This window comes from Mesorhizobium zhangyense (assembly GCF_011045115.1).
GTDB classification, from domain to species: domain Bacteria; phylum Pseudomonadota; class Alphaproteobacteria; order Rhizobiales; family Rhizobiaceae; genus Mesorhizobium_M; species Mesorhizobium_M zhangyense.
In genome coordinates, this window is record NZ_JAAKZG010000001.1 from 254,483 (window position 1) to 272,750 (window position 18,268).

An 18,268-nucleotide genomic window follows, 5' to 3' on the forward strand; every position below is an offset into this window, starting at 1 on the left:
GATGCGGCGTTTCGAGAGGCAGGATCGGCGCTGCTTGATGCGTTGTCAGCCCGGGCAGGCGCGATTGCAGCCCCTGTGTGTCGCAGTCTTGCGACACCTCGCAGGGAGAAAATCAATGAGGGCGCGATACGTCGAGACGCTTCAGCTTGCGGTGCAGCGTGGCGCGGCTGATGCCCAGCACTTGCGCTGCGGCAGTGACGTTGCCATCGGCGCGGGCGAGCGCCCGTTGCAGGACGCTGCGCTCGGCATGGGCGAGGTTTTCCGGCTCGCCGCGCGTCGCACCGAACAGATCGACTGCCGGGAGAGGGCGCGTCAGGCAATCCGGCGTAATGCCGAGCGCCTGCCGTGCGGAACGCGTCGCGCCGACCACGAGATCGTCGGCATCGACCGCGACAAGCGCGCCGACGCTCTTGTCGATCGTCGGCGCCAGCAGAATGCGTGCCGTGGGGAACGACATGCGAAAATTTTCCGCCTCGATGCGGCGTGCGGCGTCGATAACTGCCATCGAAATCAGATTGGCAAAGCCTTCCGTCAGGTCTGCGCGGCAGGAGGATACGTCGAGTGCGGCGACCAGATTGCCCTCGTGGTCGTAGATCGGGGCGGTGGTGCAGCTGAGCGCGGTGTTGCGCGTGAAAAAATGCTGGTCGCGGTGGATGGTGAGCGCGCGCTGCTCGACGAGGCAGGTGCCGATGCCGTTGGTGCCTTCGCTGTCCTCGCTCCAGACGGAGCCGGTCCACAGGCCCCAGGAATGGAATGTCTCATCGTCGGACGGCGCACCGCGGCGATCGACGGGCACGCCATCCCGGTCGGCCAGGAGTACGCAGCAACCGACGCCGCCGACGGCCAGATAAAGCCTGTCCAGGTTGGGGCCTGCGGCGGCAAGCAGCGGCTCGATCTTCTGTCGCGCCTCCCTCAGTTCCGCCTCGGTCAGGCGCCTGGGGGATTTGCGTTCTGCCGGATCGAGCTGATGCAAGGATGATGAACGTCGCCAGGACGCTACAAGAGCGGACTTCGCTGCTGCGTCCGAAGTGATCGCGGCCTGAATGCGGTCTGCATGAAGGGCGGGTAAGTGTCCGACCATGTTTCCTCCCGAAACTTTAGCCTCTTCTCCTCTGCCTGGATCCGGCTCCTTCCCGAAGCCATATCTTGGTCGCAAGCCACGTTTGCTTTGCCGATCCCTGCACGTCAATTCATAGAAAGGATGAGATTTCTCCGGTTCTTGTCGTCGATCGCAAGGTCAATTCACAATCGGAGCTGCAAGTATGGTTCTCAATTCGGTGCCTTCGCGCAGTGCCATGCCAAGCGACTGGCACATGTTGAGGGCTGCCGCGCCTCAGTCGGCGGCGGAGCAGGGCCAGCTTGCCGGTACCGTCAGGCCGGCCGGCAGCTTCGTGGTGCTGTCACCGCAGGCCAGGTCGACCTGTCCTTGCTGCAGGTTTTTTGCTGCGGACAGGTTCACGCCTTCGATTCTTGTCAGAAACATAAAAGCGCGGTCGAAGTCTATCGCGCCTTCGAAAACCGAGCCGACGAAGCTGGCGCGCGAAAGGTTGGCCATGGGAAATCGGGTGCCGGTCAATACCGCCTTGTCGAAACCGGCGCGGCCGAGTTCGGCCTTCTCGAAATCGGCGCCGGTAAGATGCGCCTTGCTGAAATTGGTCCGTTGCAATTCGGAGCTGGCAAATGAGGCATTTTCGGCCGAAACGTCCGAGAAATCACAGCGATAGCCTTCGACCTTGGCGAAGTTTGCCTTGTCGGCATTGGCGCCTGCAAGCGAAGCGCGCACCAAGGTCGCCTTTTCCAGGTTCGCCGACTTGAGATTGGAACCGCTGAGGTCGGTCTGCGAGAAATCGGTGTCGGACAGATTGGCGTTTTCGAGATTGCTGCCCCCGAGTATGATCTGCTTCTTGTTGCAGCCGCTCCAGTTCATTCCAATCGCCGGCGAACTTCTGCAGTCCTGCGCGCGAGCCGGGAATGCCGAAGCCGCAATCGTTGCGGAAAAGACCAAAGCACAAAGAGCAAGGGAGCGAAAAACGCTTGCAAGCCCAGGCCGGATGAAACGACCTGGTCTCGGGAGCAGGGCGTCGGTATCGGCATGACAGGTAGGCTCGGTGCTCAGCGTGTTCATCTCATTGCTCCGAGATTCGATGTCGTTTTAGGTCCCAGCGCATAATGTGGGTGTCCCGGAGAGTCCACTCAAGATGCAACCTCGACGCTATTCCATCCGACCGTGCCCTGCAATCGATCGACGTCCTTGCCGGGCTGTCGGACCATTCGGATGCGGCGAACGGTCTATCTGAGACGGGCTGAAGATGCCGTCTCAACTGCTTTAAAGCTAAAAGATAGTCTATTGACATATAGATATGCCCTGCATAGCTTTCGCCCGAGCTGATACCGGTCTGCGAAGTTGAGGACAAGCTGACGGTGGATGCTGGCTGAGATAGCGCTCGGCCGGCCCAGCTTGTTTGACCAAGTGGAGGAAACCAATGAAATTATTGCGCCTTGCGATCTCCGCGGCGGTATCGGCCATTGCTCTAGGCACAGCCGCTGCAGAACCCGTGAAAGTCGCCTTCCTGACGCCGAAGACCGGGCCGCTGGCCTTTATCGGCGCCATGTACGATCCCACAATCAACTTCGTCCAGAAACCGTTCAACGAAGCCGCCGGCGAAACCGGCAACACGCTGGACATTAGCGTCTATGACGATTCCGGAACGACGCAGGGTGCTGCGGATCGCTTCAAGCAGGCGATTGCCGACGGTGCGCGCGTGTTCATCGGTGCGGGAACTTCGCCTTTGGCTGCGCAGAACCTGGCGGACATCCGCCGCTGGAACCAGCGCAATCCGGACGATCCGGCCATGCTGCTCATCGTCGGCTCGGAAGGATCGAACTTCATCGGTTCCGATTGTGACTTCTATTCCTTCCACTTCACGACAACACCCTTCATCCGGCAGAACGCCTTGGCAAAGGTCATGAAGGACGAAGGGTCGCTGGGTGAAAAGGTCTACTCCCTCCAGCCCGACTACACGATGGGCCGGGAGATGGAGGCGGCGGTCGGGCAGAATGCCGAGACCTACGGCTACAAATTGGTCGGCCAGACGCGCCACGACGTCTTCAAGATCAAGGACTTTTCGCCGTTCATCGAGAAAGTTCGAGCCACCGCGCCCGACACGATCTTTACGGCCAGCAGCGGGAGCGATCTGCGGCTCATCCTCCAGGCGGCATCGGCCTCTGGATTGAAGGCGCGTTTCGCGAGCACCTTCCTTGACGAACCTGGAAACCTGGCCGCCGCAGGCGCGTCTGCTCTTGATAGCCACAGCGCACAACTGTTCAACGCCGAAGCAAGCGGCGAAGCCGGCGAGAAATATCGCGCTGCCTTCAACGCCGCTGCCGGTCGCGACCCAGTCGCCTATATGAACAACAGCGTTCAGACGCTGAGCATGCTGAGCGCCGCGATCACCGCACTGCCAAAGGCGGACAAGGTCGCGGTCAACGACCTCGCCAAGTCCCTGGAAACCGTGCAGGTCGACTGGCCCCACGGCAAGCTTTCGATGCGTGCCGAGGACCATCAGATCCAGCTGCCACTGGTCATCACCAAAGTTTCGAAGAACGCTCGCGACAAGGTCGATGATACCGATATGGGGTTCGAGCCGGTCAAGGTCCTGAGCGCCGAAGAAACGTCGCTTCCGGTCAGCGCCGAGTGCAAGATGAAGCGGCCCTGATCCATCGTAAAAACTGCGGACGGGAGCCATTGCTCCCGTCCGTTTTGCGCTATGCCCGGCGGCCGCTGCATCTCATAAAATCAACGGATGCAATGTGAACCGCACTCAGAATCGGTCGTGCAAAGATGCTCCAGATTGGCGATTGCCGGATTGTCTCGGTCCTCGAGCAGGAGTTCGAGCCGCGTGTCGACTTTCTGTTTCCAGAACTGAATCTCGCTTCTCTTGCGGCAGAGCAGAGCTGGCTGGAACCGTCGCATCTGGACTTTCCGAGCGGCGTGGTGCGGCTTGCGATACAGAGCTTCATTGTCAAAGTGGATGGCTTGACCATTGTCGTCGACACCGGCATCGGCGAAGAAAAGCCGCGGCATCGTCCGGAGTGGCACCAGCGAAAGAATACAGGTTTTCTCGATAGCCTTGGCGAACACGGTGATGCGCCGGAGAGGGTCGACCTGGTTGTCTGCACCCATATCCATGTCGATCATGTCGGCTGGAATACGCGATGGATGGACGGCAGCTGGCAGCCTACCTTCCCGAATGCGCGCTATCTCATCCCCTTGATCGAGCGCGACCATATGCGCGCACAAGCCGAGCCACCCTCATATTATGCGGATAGTGTGGCGACGCTTCCCGAGGGCATGGTCGATTGGGTTCAACCCCATCATGAGATCTGCCCGGGATTGACGCTGGTGCCTCTGCCGGGACATTCGCCGGGCATGGTGGGGCTCAGGATCGAGCGAGACGGAAAGAAGGCCATGCTCTGTTCGGACGCATTGCACAGTCCCTTCCAGCTTCGCCTGCCCGAAGTTTCGAGTTCGCTGTGTTCGGACGCCGGCCTGGCGCGGACGACGCGCCACGCCCTGCTGTCCGAGTGCATTGCAGAGGATATGTTGCTGGTTCCTGCCCATTTGCGCGAACATGCCGCCATCCGGGTGCATAGAGACGGCCACGTGTTTCAGCCGGAATTCGTTGATTTCGTCGGTTGAGGCCAGCGGGACGCGGGCGGCGATTTTTTGCGTCATCGTCCGGCGAAATTGCGTCTCTTCAGCGCTGGATTCCAAAATCTATCCCGGACCAGCAGAGCCAAGTCTCCGTCACGGCATTACGTTGCCGGAGACCGAGTTGCTCCGATGAGAGGCCGGCGCAATCGGGGAGGATGAGGGGGACCACGCCGGCCAATGGCGCTCCCTTTCAGGTCCGCCGCGTGGCAAAGATGACACGATCGGTTGACATAGGAAACTAAAAACTAACATATGTTAGCATATGGCTTTGCTGAGAAATACGTTTCGGAGGGCAGATGCGGGCCGTAACGAACGGAATTACACTCGGGATTGTTGCATATTTCTGCCTTGCGGTTGCGCCGGCTTTGGCCGACATGCGCGCCGTCCGTCAATTTGCGGCTGGTTTAAATGGCAGTGAACGTTTCCGTATAATCCTGGTGGCTGACTCGGATCGGGGTAACTACCTCACCGATCAGAAGCTCAATCGCGCCATGGAGCCTCGCGAGCAGCGCAAGATCAGGCCAGTTCAACGCTCGACCTCGCGACCGAAGCCGCAGCAGGCCAGGACAATGCAGCCGACAAACGCGCGGCAGAGTATGAAATCCATCCCTGGTGAATATCGGACCGTCTGTGTGCGGACATGCGACGGTTATTACTTCCCAATGTCCTTTTCATCGTCCCGGCGTCAGTTCTCGCGCGATCTTCGGAATTGCCAGGCTATGTGTCCCGGCACTGAGATGCAGGTTTTCTTTCAGGAAAACGATGCGCAAATGGTCGAGGAGGTTAAAGAGGGGGAGGAGGCGCCGGATATCCGCAACGAGTCCGCCGCCATGATTTCAGCCGTCGATGGCAAGCCTTATTCCGAGATGCCCACGGCATATCTGTACAGGCGAGAAAGCCTGGCTCGCCCGCCAAACTGCAGCTGCAACGGGCAGGGCGCTTCAGAAGCTGTGGCCGAGCCCGCACCATCGAACGAGGCAACGTCCTCGACCAGTCCAACCGCTGCTCCTGTCGAGGAACCGAATCCGGTAGCTGATCCGAAAATATCGGCGGACTTGGGAAGGGACCAGGAAAGGGACGTGATTGTCCAGACACAGGGGAGTGTTGAAACGACCGCCCGTCCGCTCGACCCCGAACGCAAGGTCAGGGTTGTAGGACCGGTGTTTCTTCCTGACCCAGAAGGGGCAATAGATCTTCGAGCCCCGACTAATCGATACGTCCCGTAAATATGACTCTGAGCGCTGCGCTAGCGGCGGCGCGTTCTCGCACCAGTCCAATCGTAGCGTTGCTCGTAGTTCACGGTTGATCCGGGACGTTGTTCGAGTATTTCAGATTGGTGGCAGCAAGCATCATGATTGCATAGGAAACCTGCGCGGCCATCCGGCGGCAGTTGCCATTTCCAGCAACTTGATCACCGAAGGCTCCAACGCAAACTGACAATACGTCTGATATTGTGGATCGCCAAGAGGGTGACTGGGAGGATTGATCCTGTTTGCTTTTGCCATTGTTCATGCATCATGAGGTTGTCCCTCCGCCCAGACGCATCATCATTTTTTACGCATGCGGCAACCGACGTCAATCTTTCCAAAGTTGGCGGCAGATCTCCGCGGTCTGGCTGTTTTGATCTCATTTTGGTGAAGCCTCAGAAACGGGCTCCAACCTTGATGGCGAAGGTGTGATCCTGACTTTGCCCGCCGCTTCCATAGGCGGTCTGGTAGTCGAAACCGAGGTTCCAGGCGTCGCCGATCTGTGCGTCGAAGCCCAGCCCGATTGTCAGGTGGTCCCTGGAGAACTGATCGATATCGATTGAATACGGCAGCGTGCCGATATCGGCGTAGCCAAGGCTCGCACGGCTCGATCCCTCGAAATCGTGGGTGTATTCGAGCCTGGCACGAGGTTTGAAGACGCCCCAGTCCATAGACAACGCGTATTCGAGCCGAAGCCCAAGGATGCCGGAAAGCGTGTCGATGGTCTGGTCGCCATAGGTCAGGCCCCATATACCGCCGTCGCTCTCCGAAAAGGCGTCGAGTTTGGAGCGAGAGGCTTCCAGTCTTCCATATGGCGAGAGCAGCCAGCGGTCTTGACGATATTCGTATCCAACCGTCAGCGAACCGAAGATCTGCTGCCCGCCGCGCGATCCCGTGGCGAAATCTCCAGTTGCCGTGACATAGCGGCGGCTGTCGAAATCCATGAGGCCGTAGCCGATCAAGCCGTCAATGAATATCTCCGGCGTCGGCTTGTAGCTGCCATAGGCGGCCATGGACCATGCTCGCCCACGGCTTTCCGTTCCGTTGCCCCCGACATCGGTCTTGTCACGGCCGTAACCGAAGCCGAGGCCGCCCACGAATTTGGGAGTGAAGCGATAGTCCACGCCACCGGAAACGCCTACCAGCGTGCTGTCGAGATCGATGCTTCCGTTGTCGCTTTCCGCAAAATTGACATAGCCGCCCGACCAGACCGCGAAGTTGCCGAGAGGATTGTAGTCGGCAGAACCGGAAGCAGGCGTCTCGCTTTCCTTCTTGCCGGCGTCCATCCTGCGGAAGGCGTCCGCGACGGGATCGCGTTCGTCTTCTTCTGCATAGGCTGCCTGATCTGAATCGCGCTGCGTAAGGCCGATATTGACGTTCATCGAATTGCGCCGGCGCTCGCCTTCGTCGTGAAGCTGCTCAAGGCGGCGGTTGAAATTATCCGTCTGCGTCCTGGCGAAGCGCTTCGCCGCCTCTGCCTGGGCCGTCAAAAGGCCGATTACCTCGGGATCCTGCGACGGATCGGGGCGCGCGATGATGTTGAGTGTCACCGTGGCTGGGGCCGAGCGCCCATCGGCGTTCGACAGCGTGTATTGCAGGCTTGCCGATCCCTCGAAGGTGCCGGCAGCCGCGAAATCCAGCATGTAGGCAGCGCGTTCGCCCCTGATGGATGCCTTGCCTGCCTCGGTCGCGGGATAGACCGCGATATCGGCTCGGGTGAACGGGCCGTTGGCTGCTCCTTTCGTGAGATCGATGGAGCCGCGGGTTCCGGACATGACCTCCAATGTCATGTCCCGGGCGACCGGGACATTGAGGTTTCTGATTTTAATTGAAAGATTGGCAGTCCCGGTGAAGCCGAGACCATCGGTGGCCGTCACTGTGGCCGAGAAGTCGCCGGCTTCCGTTGGCGTCCCGGACAATGCGCCGTCAGCCGCAAGGACGATGCCCTTAGGCAGTTTACCCCCGGTCACGGCGAACTCATAGGACGCTGTGCCTCCTGAGGCAGACAGCTGCACCATTTCATAAACTGAATTGACCCTGCCATCAGCCAATGGCGGCACCGATATTTCGATCTCAGGGGCGGCGATGGAAAGCGAGAGTCGCCGTGCCCCGGTGAATCCGTTGTCGTCGGTTGCGGTCACGGTGAAGGCGAAGCTTCCGGCCTCGGTTGGGGTGCCGGCGAACTCACCGCCAGTATTGAGCGACAATCCTGCTGGCAGCTCGCCGGCTGTCACCTCGTAACTGTAAGGCTCGTTGCCGCCGTCAGCGGTCAGTGTCACCGGCCCATAGGCCGAGCCGGCCGTCCCGTCCGCCAGCGAGTCCGGATCAATCGTGATCGCCGGCGCGCCAATGGCCAACGTATACTCTCGGGTGCCGGTGAAGTCGTTGTCGTCGGTGGCTGTTGCCGTGAAGGTGAAGCTGCCAGTCTCGTTCGGTGTGCCGGTGATTTCGCCGGTCGTGGCGAGCGACAATCCTGCGGGTAGGTCTCCAGCCGTCACCTTGAAACCGTAAGGCCCGGTGCCACCGTCGGCGGACAGGGCCACCGGCCCATAGGCTGAGCCAGCCACACCGTCCGCAAGCGCGTCTGGATCGATCGAAATCGTCGGCGCATCGACGGCCAGCGTATACTCCCGGGTGCCGGTGAAGTCGTTGTCGTCGGTTGCCGTTACCGTGAAGGTGAAGTTGCCGGCCTCGGTTGGCGTGCCGCTGAGCTCGCCGGTCGTGGCGAGCGACAGGCCCTCAGGCAGATCACCGGTCGTCACGGTGAAGGCGTAGGGTGCTTCGCCGCCATCGGCGGTCATAGCGACCGGTTCATAGGCCACGCCTGCCGATCCGCCCGGCAGTGTGTCTGGAGCGATCGTGATCGTTGGCGCGTCGATGGCGAGCGTGTACTCGCGGGTGCCGGTGAATCCGTTGTCGTCGGTAGCTGTCACGGTGAAGGTAAAGCTTCCGGCCACGGTTGGGGTGCCATTGAACTCTCCGCCGATGCTGAGCGACAATCCTGCAGGCAGGTTGCCGGCCGTCACCTCGAAACTGTAAGGCCCTGTGCCGCCATTGGCCGTCAAAGTCACCGGCCCATAGCCACTGCCCACCGATCCACCCGGCAGCGCGTTCGGGCCGACGGTGATCGTTGGTTCGGCGCGTGTGACAGTGACCGTGTAGGTTCTTGTCGTCGTCCCGTCCTGTGCTGTCACGACAACCGTGATGGTTGTGTCGCCAGTTGCGAGTGAAATCCCCGATGAAGCCGATCCCGATGTGACGCTTTGGCCGTTGACGGTGATCGTCGCACCGGTATCCGCGGCCGTAGGGGTCAGGGTTAGCGAACTGACGGTGCTCGGAACGGACACGGTGTAACCGGTGGTGCCGGGAGCGAAGGCCGGGTTCAGAGTGCCTGCACTGATCAAGAGGTTTGAAAGACTGGCGTCGTTCGAGGCAGGCACTTCATAGGTGAACGCGCCCGTCGCGGTGGCGCTGCCGCCGGGCGTGGTCACCACCACGTCGACCGCGCCTTCCGCATGCGTTGGTGTCGTCGCGGTGATCTGCGTGGCGCTGTCGACCGTGAAGCTGGTCGCCTCGGTGCCGCCGAACGTCACGGCTGTCGCGCCGGTCAGGTCCGTGCCGGTGATGACGACGCTCGTGCCGCCTTCGGTCGTGCCGCTGGTGGGTGCGACGCTGGCGATCGTCGGGGCGGCTACATCGTCGTTGACGATCGTCCCCACACCCTGCCCCTTGACCACTGTCGCGCCAACGACATTGGTCACGTTCACGAAGAAGGTCTCATCCGGTTCGTTGAGAGTATCGCCGAGTATTCTGACGTCGAACTGGCGGCTGGTAACCCCCGGCGAGATTCCTACGCTGCTGACGGCATTGGTCAGATAGTCGTCGCCGGCGATGGCGGTGCCATCAGCGCTGGCGATGTCCATCGTCACCGCAGTTGAGGTCGCCTGGTCGATCGACACGGTGAACACGGCCCATGTCTGGCCGGAGTTGCCTTCGGACACGGTGACGTCGCTGATCGACAGCGACGGAAGCACCGGGGCGTTGTAAGTGAACGCGCCGGTCGCGGTATCGTCGCCGCTGGGCGTGAGCACCACCACATCGACCGGGCCTTCCGCATGCGCCGGTGTCGTGGCAGTGATCCGCGTGGCGCTGTCGACCGTGAAGCTGGACGCCGCCGTGCCGCCGAAGCTCACGGCGCTCGCGTCGGTGAAGTCTGTTCCCGTGATCGTCACCGTAGTGCCACCGGCCGAGGGGCCGCTCGGCGGCGCGATGCCGGTGATTGTCGGGGCTGCATCGTCGTTGACAATGGTTCCCTGTCCCACGCCGTCTGCTATCACCGCTCCAGCGACATTGGAAACGTTGAGGAAGAAGGTTTCATTCGCTTCGTCAAGCGCATCGTCAATCATTCCGACGGAGTGGTAATAGACGTTGGTGCCCGCCGGTATGTAACCGGACCCACTGTGAGTGTGATAATCCTGGCCGCCGATCGCCGTACCGTCGGCCGTGGTGACGTCGAATGTAACCCCTCCTGGCCCGGCAGGGGAATCGAGCGACACGGTAAAGGCGACGTTGCCGTTGCTCTCGACTGCCGACACGTCATTGATCGACAGCCGCGGTACCACGGGAGCATCGTAGGTGAACGCGCCCGCCGCGGTAGCGCTGCCGCCGGGCGTGGTCACGGCCACGTCGACCGGGCCTTCCGCATGCGCTGACGTCGTGGCGGTGATCTGCGTGGCGCTGTCGACCGTGAAGCTTATCACCGCCGTGCTGCCGAAAATCACCGCCGTCGCCCCGGTCAAGTTGGTGCCGGTGATGACGACACTCGTGCCGCCGGCCGTCGGGCCGTTGGTCGGCGAGATGCTGGTGATCGTTGGTGCTGCCGACGTATCATTGTCGACGATCGTCCCCACTCCCTGGCCATCGACCACCGTCGCTCCGACGACATTGGTCACGTTCACGAAGAAGGTTTCGTTCGGTTCGCTGAGTGTGTCGCCGAGTATCTGTACTGTGACAGGCCCGCCGATAGACCCCGGACCGATGCTGACGCCGGTGCCGCTGAGAGCCACGTAGTCGACGCCTGCGGTGGCTGTACCGTCGGCCGTGGCGATATCGAATGTCACCTCCCTGAACTGCGGCACGGTCCGGTCGAGCGTTATGTTGAAGGTGACAAAGGTGCTGCCGGAATCGCCCTCGACAACGGTGACGTCGTCGATCGACAGCGACAGTACCACGGGAGCGTCGTAGGTGAACGCGCTTGCCGCAGTGGCGTTGCCGTTGGGTGTCGTCACCGCCACGTCGACCGGGCCTTGCGCATGCGCTTCAGTTATGGCGGTGATCACCGTATCGGTGATCACCGCGAAGCTGGCCGCCGGGGCATCGCCGAAAGTCACCGCCGTCGCATCGGTCAGGTTCGTGCCGGTGATGACCACGCTGGTGCCACCCTCCGCCGGGCCTGTGGACGGCGAGACGTTGGTAATCGTTGGCGCGGTGCCCGCGCCGAGGACCGTCAACGTGAAGGACTGTGTCCCGAAATGCCCGTATTCATTTGTCGCGCGAATTGTGAAATCGAAACTTCCTGCTTCGCTCGGCATCCCCGACAGCGTGCCGCGATTGGAAAGGCTGATGCCATCGGGCAGATCTCCAGACGCCAGCGTAAAGGTGAATGGGCTATTGCCGCCGTTCACAAAGATGTCGTTGGTGTAGTTTCCGCCCAGCGCTACCTCGGTTGGCCCGATGGCGAACATCGTAATGACACTGGTTTGGATGGCGACGTGGCATGTCTCGGTTATGGTGGCGCGCCACGTGTCCCCATCGTCATGGGTGATGTTGCAGCCACTCGGCGGACTGCGATACGTCATCCCGGTGAGGATATCGATCCTGAACGTGACAATCGTGTCGACGTCCACGGCATCGCCACTGCTCAACATACCGCTAGGCCCCCCAATGGCCGAGACCGGTACCGGTTCATCCCATGTGACGATGGCCGTCTGCGCTTGTGCCGAAGCGGTAAAACCGAGCCCGGCAAACAGAAGCGCCAGGAAGAGCACGAGCCGGGACAATGGCGATTTGACCGGACACGCCTTGCCGCCATCAGTGACGATGTTCCGGTGTCCACCGCGAAACGTCATGCTCACCCCCGCCGATATGGATCGACCATCAGGGCGGTCGACCGCTTCTCCATGCGGCGGAGAGTGTTGCAAGATCGCCCGCACGACGCTCCTCTCGGCATCGCCCGGTCAATCCTCTCCAGATCTTGACACTCCGTCAGGCGAACCAGATCGCCTCGCGGAGGGATTTGTCAGTGCCGCATCGAAATCCAGATCACGATAAGGTCATGGCGACCGACAATTCCACCGATCAATTCTATTGAATTCTGACCAATTCTTGCAGCGCGCGCCCCGCACTTGCCTCCTCGCTCAACTCCTGCAAGGTTCAGCTTTCAAAGCGGCAAGAGGTGCGGCAGGGGAACCCCGTTGCGAACATTCAGGGATGCTTGACCTCAAGACCGTTCTGGTCGTCACTCTTGCAACCGCAAGCCTGCAGGCGGTCGCCTGGGTTTTCGTCTGGCAGGCTTGGCGACATCTCTACGAACTCAAGTTCCTTGCCGCAGGTTTTGCCGCGATTGCTGTCGGACTTCTCCTGATGATCGTTCGCGGCACGGAACCAGCCGCATTGGCTATCGTGTTGCACAATACGGTCATCAAGCTGGGGCTGGTGCTGCTCGCCGAGGGACTGGCCCGCTTTCTGGGACAGCCGCGCTATACCTGGATCGGTGTTTCGCTACTCATTTTCCAGGTCGTTGTCTGGAGCGCCGCTGTTGCAGTCGACCCGGCTAACATAGCGATCCGCATCCATACGTCGACCTTCTTTACCATCGTGATCATGTCGGTGATGTGCCTCGGGTTGATGCGAGACCGAACTCAACCGACGCTTCTGCGCTGGATAACGATTGGAATACTCCTCGAATATATGGCCGCCAGCATTATCCAGAGCGTCATCGAGTATCTGCTGCCTGCCGATTTTCAAAGCGGCCCGATTCTGGCCGATCGCAACGCCTGGTATCTTCTGCAAGGCACGCTGTTCCTGATCGCATTTTTCGCCTGCCTGCTCTTCATGGTCAGTTCGCGGCTCTCCGCCGACCTGCGTGAGAAAAACGCGGCCCTGTCGCGAGAGGTGCAGGAACGACGACGGCTGGAAAGCCGATTGAACGCAAGCCTTGAGGCCGAACGCGCGCTTCGCGATGAGCAGGCGGACTTCATGCGCGTCGTCAGTCACGAGTTCCGCACCCCGCTCGCCATTATCCGCAACGCTGTCGACATGATCGGCCTTGTCGGGAACAGGTCGCCCGAAGCCACCAAGGAACGGATCGCCGGCATTGGCGAGGCGCTCAATCGCCTGTTTTCCCTGATCGACCGCTTCATGGCCAATGATCGCGACAGCGGGTTCCGGCCGGAGATGATACGCGTTGGTTCCCTGATCGCGGATGTGCGATTGCATTTCGAGATGACCGAGCGCGGCGAGCGCCTGGTCTTTACAGTCAATGACGATGCCCTTTCGCTTTTCGCCGATCCCGAGATGCTGGCGACCGTCCTCATCAATCTCATCGACAACGCCCTCAAATATTCTTCAGAGGACCAGCCGATCGATATCGATGTGCGGCAGGAAGGTCGAAATGTGGTCGTCCGGGTCTGCGATCATGGCATGGGCATTCCGCAGGCCGAGCTTCACAAGATCGGCAGGCGCTTCTTCCGGGCCTCCAATACGATGGCCGGAACCGGAACCGGGCTCGGCCTCTACTCTTCACGCAAGCTGCTCGTCTACCATGGCGGCAAGCTGCAGTTGCTTGCCAACGACGGCCAGGGCATGACGGCGATTGTGAAACTACCTCTGTCAAGCGAAGCGACAGATCAATCTTCGCTGGAGGAACTGACGGCATGACGCATATTCTGATCGTTGAGGACGAGCCCCGGCTGCGTAAGGATCTGGCTGATTTCCTGGAGCTGACAGGCTTTACGGCCGAAGGTGTAGCCACAGCGCGGGAATTGCGTCAGGCGCTCGCGGACGGCAGTGCGCCTGCTGTCATCATCCTGGATGTCGGGCTGCCCGATGGGAATGGATTCGAGCTGGCAGCCGAAATCCGCAAGTCACGTGCCTGCGGCATCATCATGCTGACAGCACTCGGCGAAAGCGCAGACCGTATCCGTGGCTTTGAAAGCGGCGCCGACATCTACTTGGTCAAGCACAGCACACTGCGTGAGATCGAAGCCGCGATTCGCAGCTTGCTGCGACGGACGGGAGAGCTGCCTGGTTCTGCGAACGGCAACAATGATCAGTGGGTGCTTGACGGCACGAACTGGATGCTGATCGCGCCCAATCACCGTTCGCTCAAACTGACCGCAACCGAGTTCGCCTTTATGAGTGTGCTGTGCAGCAACTGTGGAGAGATCTGCCAGCGCGAGGATCTTATAGAAACCGTTGCCCGTCCCAGAGCGAACTTCGACAACCGGCATCTCGATGCCGTCGTCAGTCGGCTACGCCGCAAACTGGAGGAACAAATCAATCTGGCGGTACCGATCAAGGTCGTCTATGGCGTTGGCTACACCTTCACTGCCTCCGTCGTTGTACAGTAGCGCTCTTGTAAGGAAACCTTCGCTCATCGTTTCAGAAACCGGAAGTTTCCGGTCGAGCGTAGCCAGGCGCTCGAGATCACGGCTCTGCCGGTATCGGGAAATCCCCGCGGCCTACGTGCAGTACAAGGTCGATCTCGAGGGCGTCGGTCTATGTTTCCTGCGCCAACGCCGGTGTCTGACGGCCCCAGCCTATGCTGACAAAAGCTATGGCTGCGGCAATGCCGACCACGATTGCGACGGAAAGCGCGGACCATGTTCCGATGTGAGCCATCAGGAATGAGAACAGAAACGGGGCCAGCGCCGAGGCGATGAGACGGACTGCGGAGATTCGTCCCAGCATCGCTCCATAACCGTCTGAGCCGAACAGGTGCAGCGGTAATGACCCCTGAACGATGCTCATCAGACCCGAGCCGAGGCCGAAGAGTATGGCGAAAGCGATGCCGCCGGATATCCATGGCGCAGTGGTCAGCAGTACGCACAGGCCCACGACCAGGAAAGCGGCCGCGACGACCGCCAGAACCAGCGGCGATAGGGCCTTTCCGAACAGCATGTTGATGAAGCGGCTGAAGACCTGGGAAGGACCGAATACCGTTCCGACCAAAACCGCACTTGCGCCCATTCCCACGGCGGTCAGGAGCGGCACCATATGAATCAGCAGGGCTGAAAGCACAAATCCTTGGAGTGCGAAGCCGACGGCCATCAAAAGGAATGCTCTTGAACGGTTCTCGGTCGAAATGCTCCCAACGACCGCGGTAACAGCTGACGTTCGGGCTGAAGCCTCACGCACTTTGATCGCCTTCATCGTTAGCGCCAACCACCAATGGATCGGAAAACAGACGAAGAGGTTGACGCCCGCAAAGACGAGATAGATTTCGCGCCATGTCAGATGTTCGTGGAGCCGGGAGGTAATCGGCCAGAACAGTGTCGAGGCAAAACCAGCAATCAGCGTGAGATGGGTGATGCTTCGTTGCGCCGTTTGCGGTGTGATCTGGACCAGAAGGGCGAATGCCGCATTGTAGAGGACGAAGGTCGACGCCATCTCGATCGCGACCATTCCCGCAATGAACGTCAGCCGCTCTGGCGCAAAGGCGCACAGCAGGAGGGCAAGTGCTGCACCGATGGATCCGAGCGCCATCATCTGCCCAGCACCGTAGCGATCCATCCAGCGGCCGATGAAAGGTGACGCCAGCCCGCCGACAAGCAGGGAAGCAGAAAACACCCCGAACACCCATTCCTGAGACCAGTCGAAATCGCGGGCCATTTCCGGAGCGAGGATGGAGAAGCTGTAGTAGAGCGTGCCGTAACCTATGATCTGGGTCAGGCCCAATCCCCAGATGATGGCGCTGCGACGATGCTCAACTGAAACTGCCGAGGCCATATTCGGTTCTTCCGGAATTGTTGAAATTGATGGCAGAAGTGAGGAATCGCGCAGCACGCGTCCCGCACTTGATCGATGTGCTGCGGTCCTTTGTACCGGTGCCGGGTGCCGTATCCTAGATAGCCTTGAGCTTGACCCTTGCCTCCAGTTTCTCGGCGTCTTCCTTGCGCTCGCTGTAGCGGTCGGTGAGGTAACCGGAAACGTCCCGGGTCAGCAGCGTGAACTTCACGAGTTCCTCCATGACGTCGACGACGCGGTCGTAATAAGAGGACGGCTTCATTCGCCCCGCTTCATCGAACTCTTGATACGCTTTTGCGACACTCGACTGGTTGGGAATGGTAATCATGCGCATCCAGCGGCCCAAAATCCGCATCTGGTTGACTACGTTGAAGCTCTGCGATCCTCCGGACACCTGCATGACTGCAAGCGTGCGCCCCTGCGTCGGACGAACCGAGCCGACGGCAAGAGGGATCCAGTCGATCTGGGATTTCATGACGCCGCTCATGGCCCCATGACGCTCCGGGCTGCACCAGACCTGGCCCTCTGACCAGAGTGACAGTTCGCGCAATTCCTGCACCTTTGGATGGTCTGTCGGCGCGCCGTCGGGTAGGGGAAGGCCGGTCGGATCGAAGATGCGAGGTTCGGCCCCGAAATGTTCAAGCAGCCGCGCTGCCTCCTGCGCCAGGAAGCGGCTGTAGGAGCGGGCGCGCAGCGAACCATAAAGCAGCAGAATGCGCGGCTTATGGGTTGAGAATGGCTTGGACAGCCGGGCGGGTTCAGGAAACTGAAGCGCTTCGTCCACAATGTTGGGCAGGTCAGGCAATTCGATTTCCTTCAGCATCGATCAGTAATTCGCCGTCCTCCTTGGCGAAGGGGCCCTTCTGAGGCACGGGAAGAATGTCGAGCACGATCTCCGACGGACGGCTGAGCCGTACACCCCATGGCGTCACCACGAACGGACGGTTGATCAGGATGGGGTGTTCCAGCATGGCGTCGAGCAGGTCGTCATCGGACAGCGTTGGGTCATCGAGGCCGAGGTCCGCGTAGGGTGTTCCTTTTTCCCGGATCGCCTCGCGAACCGTGAGACCAGACTTGCTGATCAGGTCCTTGAGAACGGCGCGCGTCGGTGGCGTTTTCAGGTATTCGATGACAGTCGGTTCGATGCCCGCATTGCGGATGAGCGCCAGCGTGTTGCGGGACGTGCCGCAATCGGGATTGTGATAGATTGTGACGTCCATCATGCGGTCCTCTCGGCTTCCCTGGTTGCAGTGACGGCCGAGCCGCGCTCGTACCAGTCCTTGCTGCGGTTCACGATCCAGACGACCGAGAGCATCACCGGGACTTCGACCAAGACGCCGACGACGGTGGCGAGTGCCGCACCAGAGCTGAAGCCGAACAGGCTGATGGCAGCGGCCACGGCCAGCTCGAAGAAGTTCGATGCACCGATCAGCGCGGACGGTCCTGCAACGCAATGCTGTTCGCCAGAAATGCGGTTGAGCAGGTAAGCCAGCCCGGAGTTGAAGTAGACCTGGATCAGGATCGGAACGGCCAGCAGAGCGATGATCGTGGGCTGCGAAATAATCTGTTCTCCCTGAAAGCCGAACAGCAAAACCAGGGTTGCCAGAAGCGCGATGAGCGATAGCGGCTGCAAGGTTCGCAAGAGGCGGTCGAGGGCTTTTTGTCCGCCTGATGCGAGCAGGCTGCGCCGCATCAGCTGTGCGATGATGACGGGGATGACGATGTAGAGGACGACCGACAGGACGAGCGTATCCCACGGCACGGTGATGGCCGAAAGGCCAAGCAACAGGCCGACGATCGGGGCGAAGGCGACCACCATGATCGCGTCATTGAGTGCGACCTGAGATAGGGTGAAATGCGGCTCGCCCTTGGTCAGGTTCGACCAGACGAAGACCATGGCGGTGCAGGGGGCAGCCGCCAGAATGATCAGCCCGGCGATGTAGGAGTCGATCTGGGCTTCCGGCAGATAGGGCCGGAACAGCCAGCCGATGAAGAGCCAGCCAAGCAGTGCCATCGAGAACGGTTTGACTGCCCAGTTGATGAACAGCGTCACGCCGATGCCACGCCAGTGACGGCCGACTTCGCCCAGGGCTGCGAAGTCTATCTTCAACAGCATAGGGATAACCATCAGCCATATCAGCACGGCAACGGGGATGTTGACCTTGGCGATCTCGGCCGCGCCGATCGTGTGGAAGAGACCCGGCATAAGGTGGCCGAGCGCAATGCCCACGACAATGCACAGGGCGACCCAGAGGGTCAGGTAGCGTTCAAATGTCGACAT

At 60.4% G+C, this 18,268-nt stretch carries 12 protein-coding genes; 5 read left to right on the plus strand and 7 right to left on the minus strand.

Annotated elements, in window-relative coordinates; translation table 11 throughout:
* Positions 1 to 112 precede the first annotated feature (112 nt).
* Positions 113 to 1,081, minus strand: a complete 969-nt coding sequence (locus G6N74_RS01255) for a helix-turn-helix domain-containing protein (RefSeq protein WP_165113428.1) — start codon at positions 1,079 to 1,081, stop codon at positions 113 to 115.
* A 252-nt stretch (positions 1,082 to 1,333) separates the two neighbouring features.
* Complete coding sequence (locus tag G6N74_RS01260; RefSeq protein ID WP_376767677.1) at positions 1,334 to 2,053, minus strand: pentapeptide repeat-containing protein; 720 nt, start codon at positions 2,051 to 2,053, stop codon at positions 1,334 to 1,336.
* A gap of 430 nt (positions 2,054 to 2,483) precedes the next feature.
* Between G6N74_RS01260 and G6N74_RS01265 the strand changes: the two genes are divergently transcribed.
* The 3 genes from G6N74_RS01265 to G6N74_RS01275 all read left to right on the plus strand — a co-directional run bounded on the left by G6N74_RS01265 (position 2,484) and on the right by G6N74_RS01275 (position 5,940).
* Entirely contained in the window at positions 2,484 to 3,716 is a 1,233-nt protein-coding gene (locus G6N74_RS01265; protein WP_165113432.1) for an ABC transporter substrate-binding protein, read from the plus strand.
* Positions 3,717 to 3,841: 125 nt separating this feature from the next.
* Complete coding sequence (locus tag G6N74_RS01270) at positions 3,842 to 4,699, plus strand: MBL fold metallo-hydrolase (protein ID WP_165113434.1); 858 nt, start codon at positions 3,842 to 3,844, stop codon at positions 4,697 to 4,699.
* 311 nt (positions 4,700 to 5,010) lie between these two features.
* Positions 5,011 to 5,940 (plus strand): DUF2865 domain-containing protein, encoded by a 930-nt coding sequence (locus G6N74_RS01275; RefSeq protein ID WP_165113436.1) that lies wholly within the window; start codon positions 5,011 to 5,013, stop codon positions 5,938 to 5,940.
* A 416-nt stretch (positions 5,941 to 6,356) separates the two neighbouring features.
* On the opposite strand, the gene G6N74_RS01280 is transcribed toward G6N74_RS01275, so the two are convergent.
* On the minus strand, positions 6,357 to 12,089 hold the full coding sequence (locus G6N74_RS01280; RefSeq protein WP_165113438.1) for a putative Ig domain-containing protein: 5,733 nt from the start codon (positions 12,087 to 12,089) through the stop codon (positions 6,357 to 6,359).
* Positions 12,090 to 12,450: 361 nt separating this feature from the next.
* Between G6N74_RS01280 and G6N74_RS01285 the strand changes: the two genes are divergently transcribed.
* On the plus strand, positions 12,451 to 13,899 hold the full coding sequence (locus G6N74_RS01285) for a sensor histidine kinase (protein WP_165113440.1): 1,449 nt from the start codon (positions 12,451 to 12,453) through the stop codon (positions 13,897 to 13,899).
* Complete coding sequence (locus G6N74_RS01290) at positions 13,896 to 14,591, plus strand: response regulator transcription factor (protein ID WP_165113442.1); 696 nt, start codon at positions 13,896 to 13,898, stop codon at positions 14,589 to 14,591. The genes G6N74_RS01285 and G6N74_RS01290 overlap by 4 nt, the downstream gene beginning before the upstream one ends.
* 148 nt (positions 14,592 to 14,739) lie before the next feature.
* On the opposite strand, the gene arsK is transcribed toward G6N74_RS01290, so the two are convergent.
* The 4 genes from arsK to arsB form a co-directional block, all read right to left on the minus strand.
* Positions 14,740 to 15,969 carry an arsenite efflux MFS transporter ArsK gene (gene arsK / locus G6N74_RS01295; RefSeq protein WP_165113444.1) on the minus strand — a complete coding sequence of 410 codons (1,230 nt, stop codon included), beginning with the start codon at positions 15,967 to 15,969 and terminating at the stop codon, positions 14,740 to 14,742.
* A 115-nt stretch (positions 15,970 to 16,084) separates the two neighbouring features.
* Positions 16,085 to 16,810 carry an arsenical resistance protein ArsH gene (arsH, locus tag G6N74_RS01300; RefSeq protein ID WP_165113446.1) on the minus strand — a complete coding sequence of 242 codons (726 nt, stop codon included), beginning with the start codon at positions 16,808 to 16,810 and terminating at the stop codon, positions 16,085 to 16,087.
* Positions 16,785 to 17,207, minus strand: coding sequence for an arsenate reductase (glutaredoxin) (gene arsC / locus G6N74_RS01305; protein ID WP_165114399.1), 423 nt, complete (start codon positions 17,205 to 17,207; stop codon positions 16,785 to 16,787). Before arsC ends, arsH begins: the two co-directional genes overlap by 26 nt.
* Positions 17,207 to 18,268 (minus strand): ACR3 family arsenite efflux transporter, encoded by a 1,062-nt coding sequence (gene arsB / locus G6N74_RS01310; RefSeq protein ID WP_165113448.1) that lies wholly within the window; start codon positions 18,266 to 18,268, stop codon positions 17,207 to 17,209. Before arsB ends, arsC begins: the two co-directional genes overlap by 1 nt.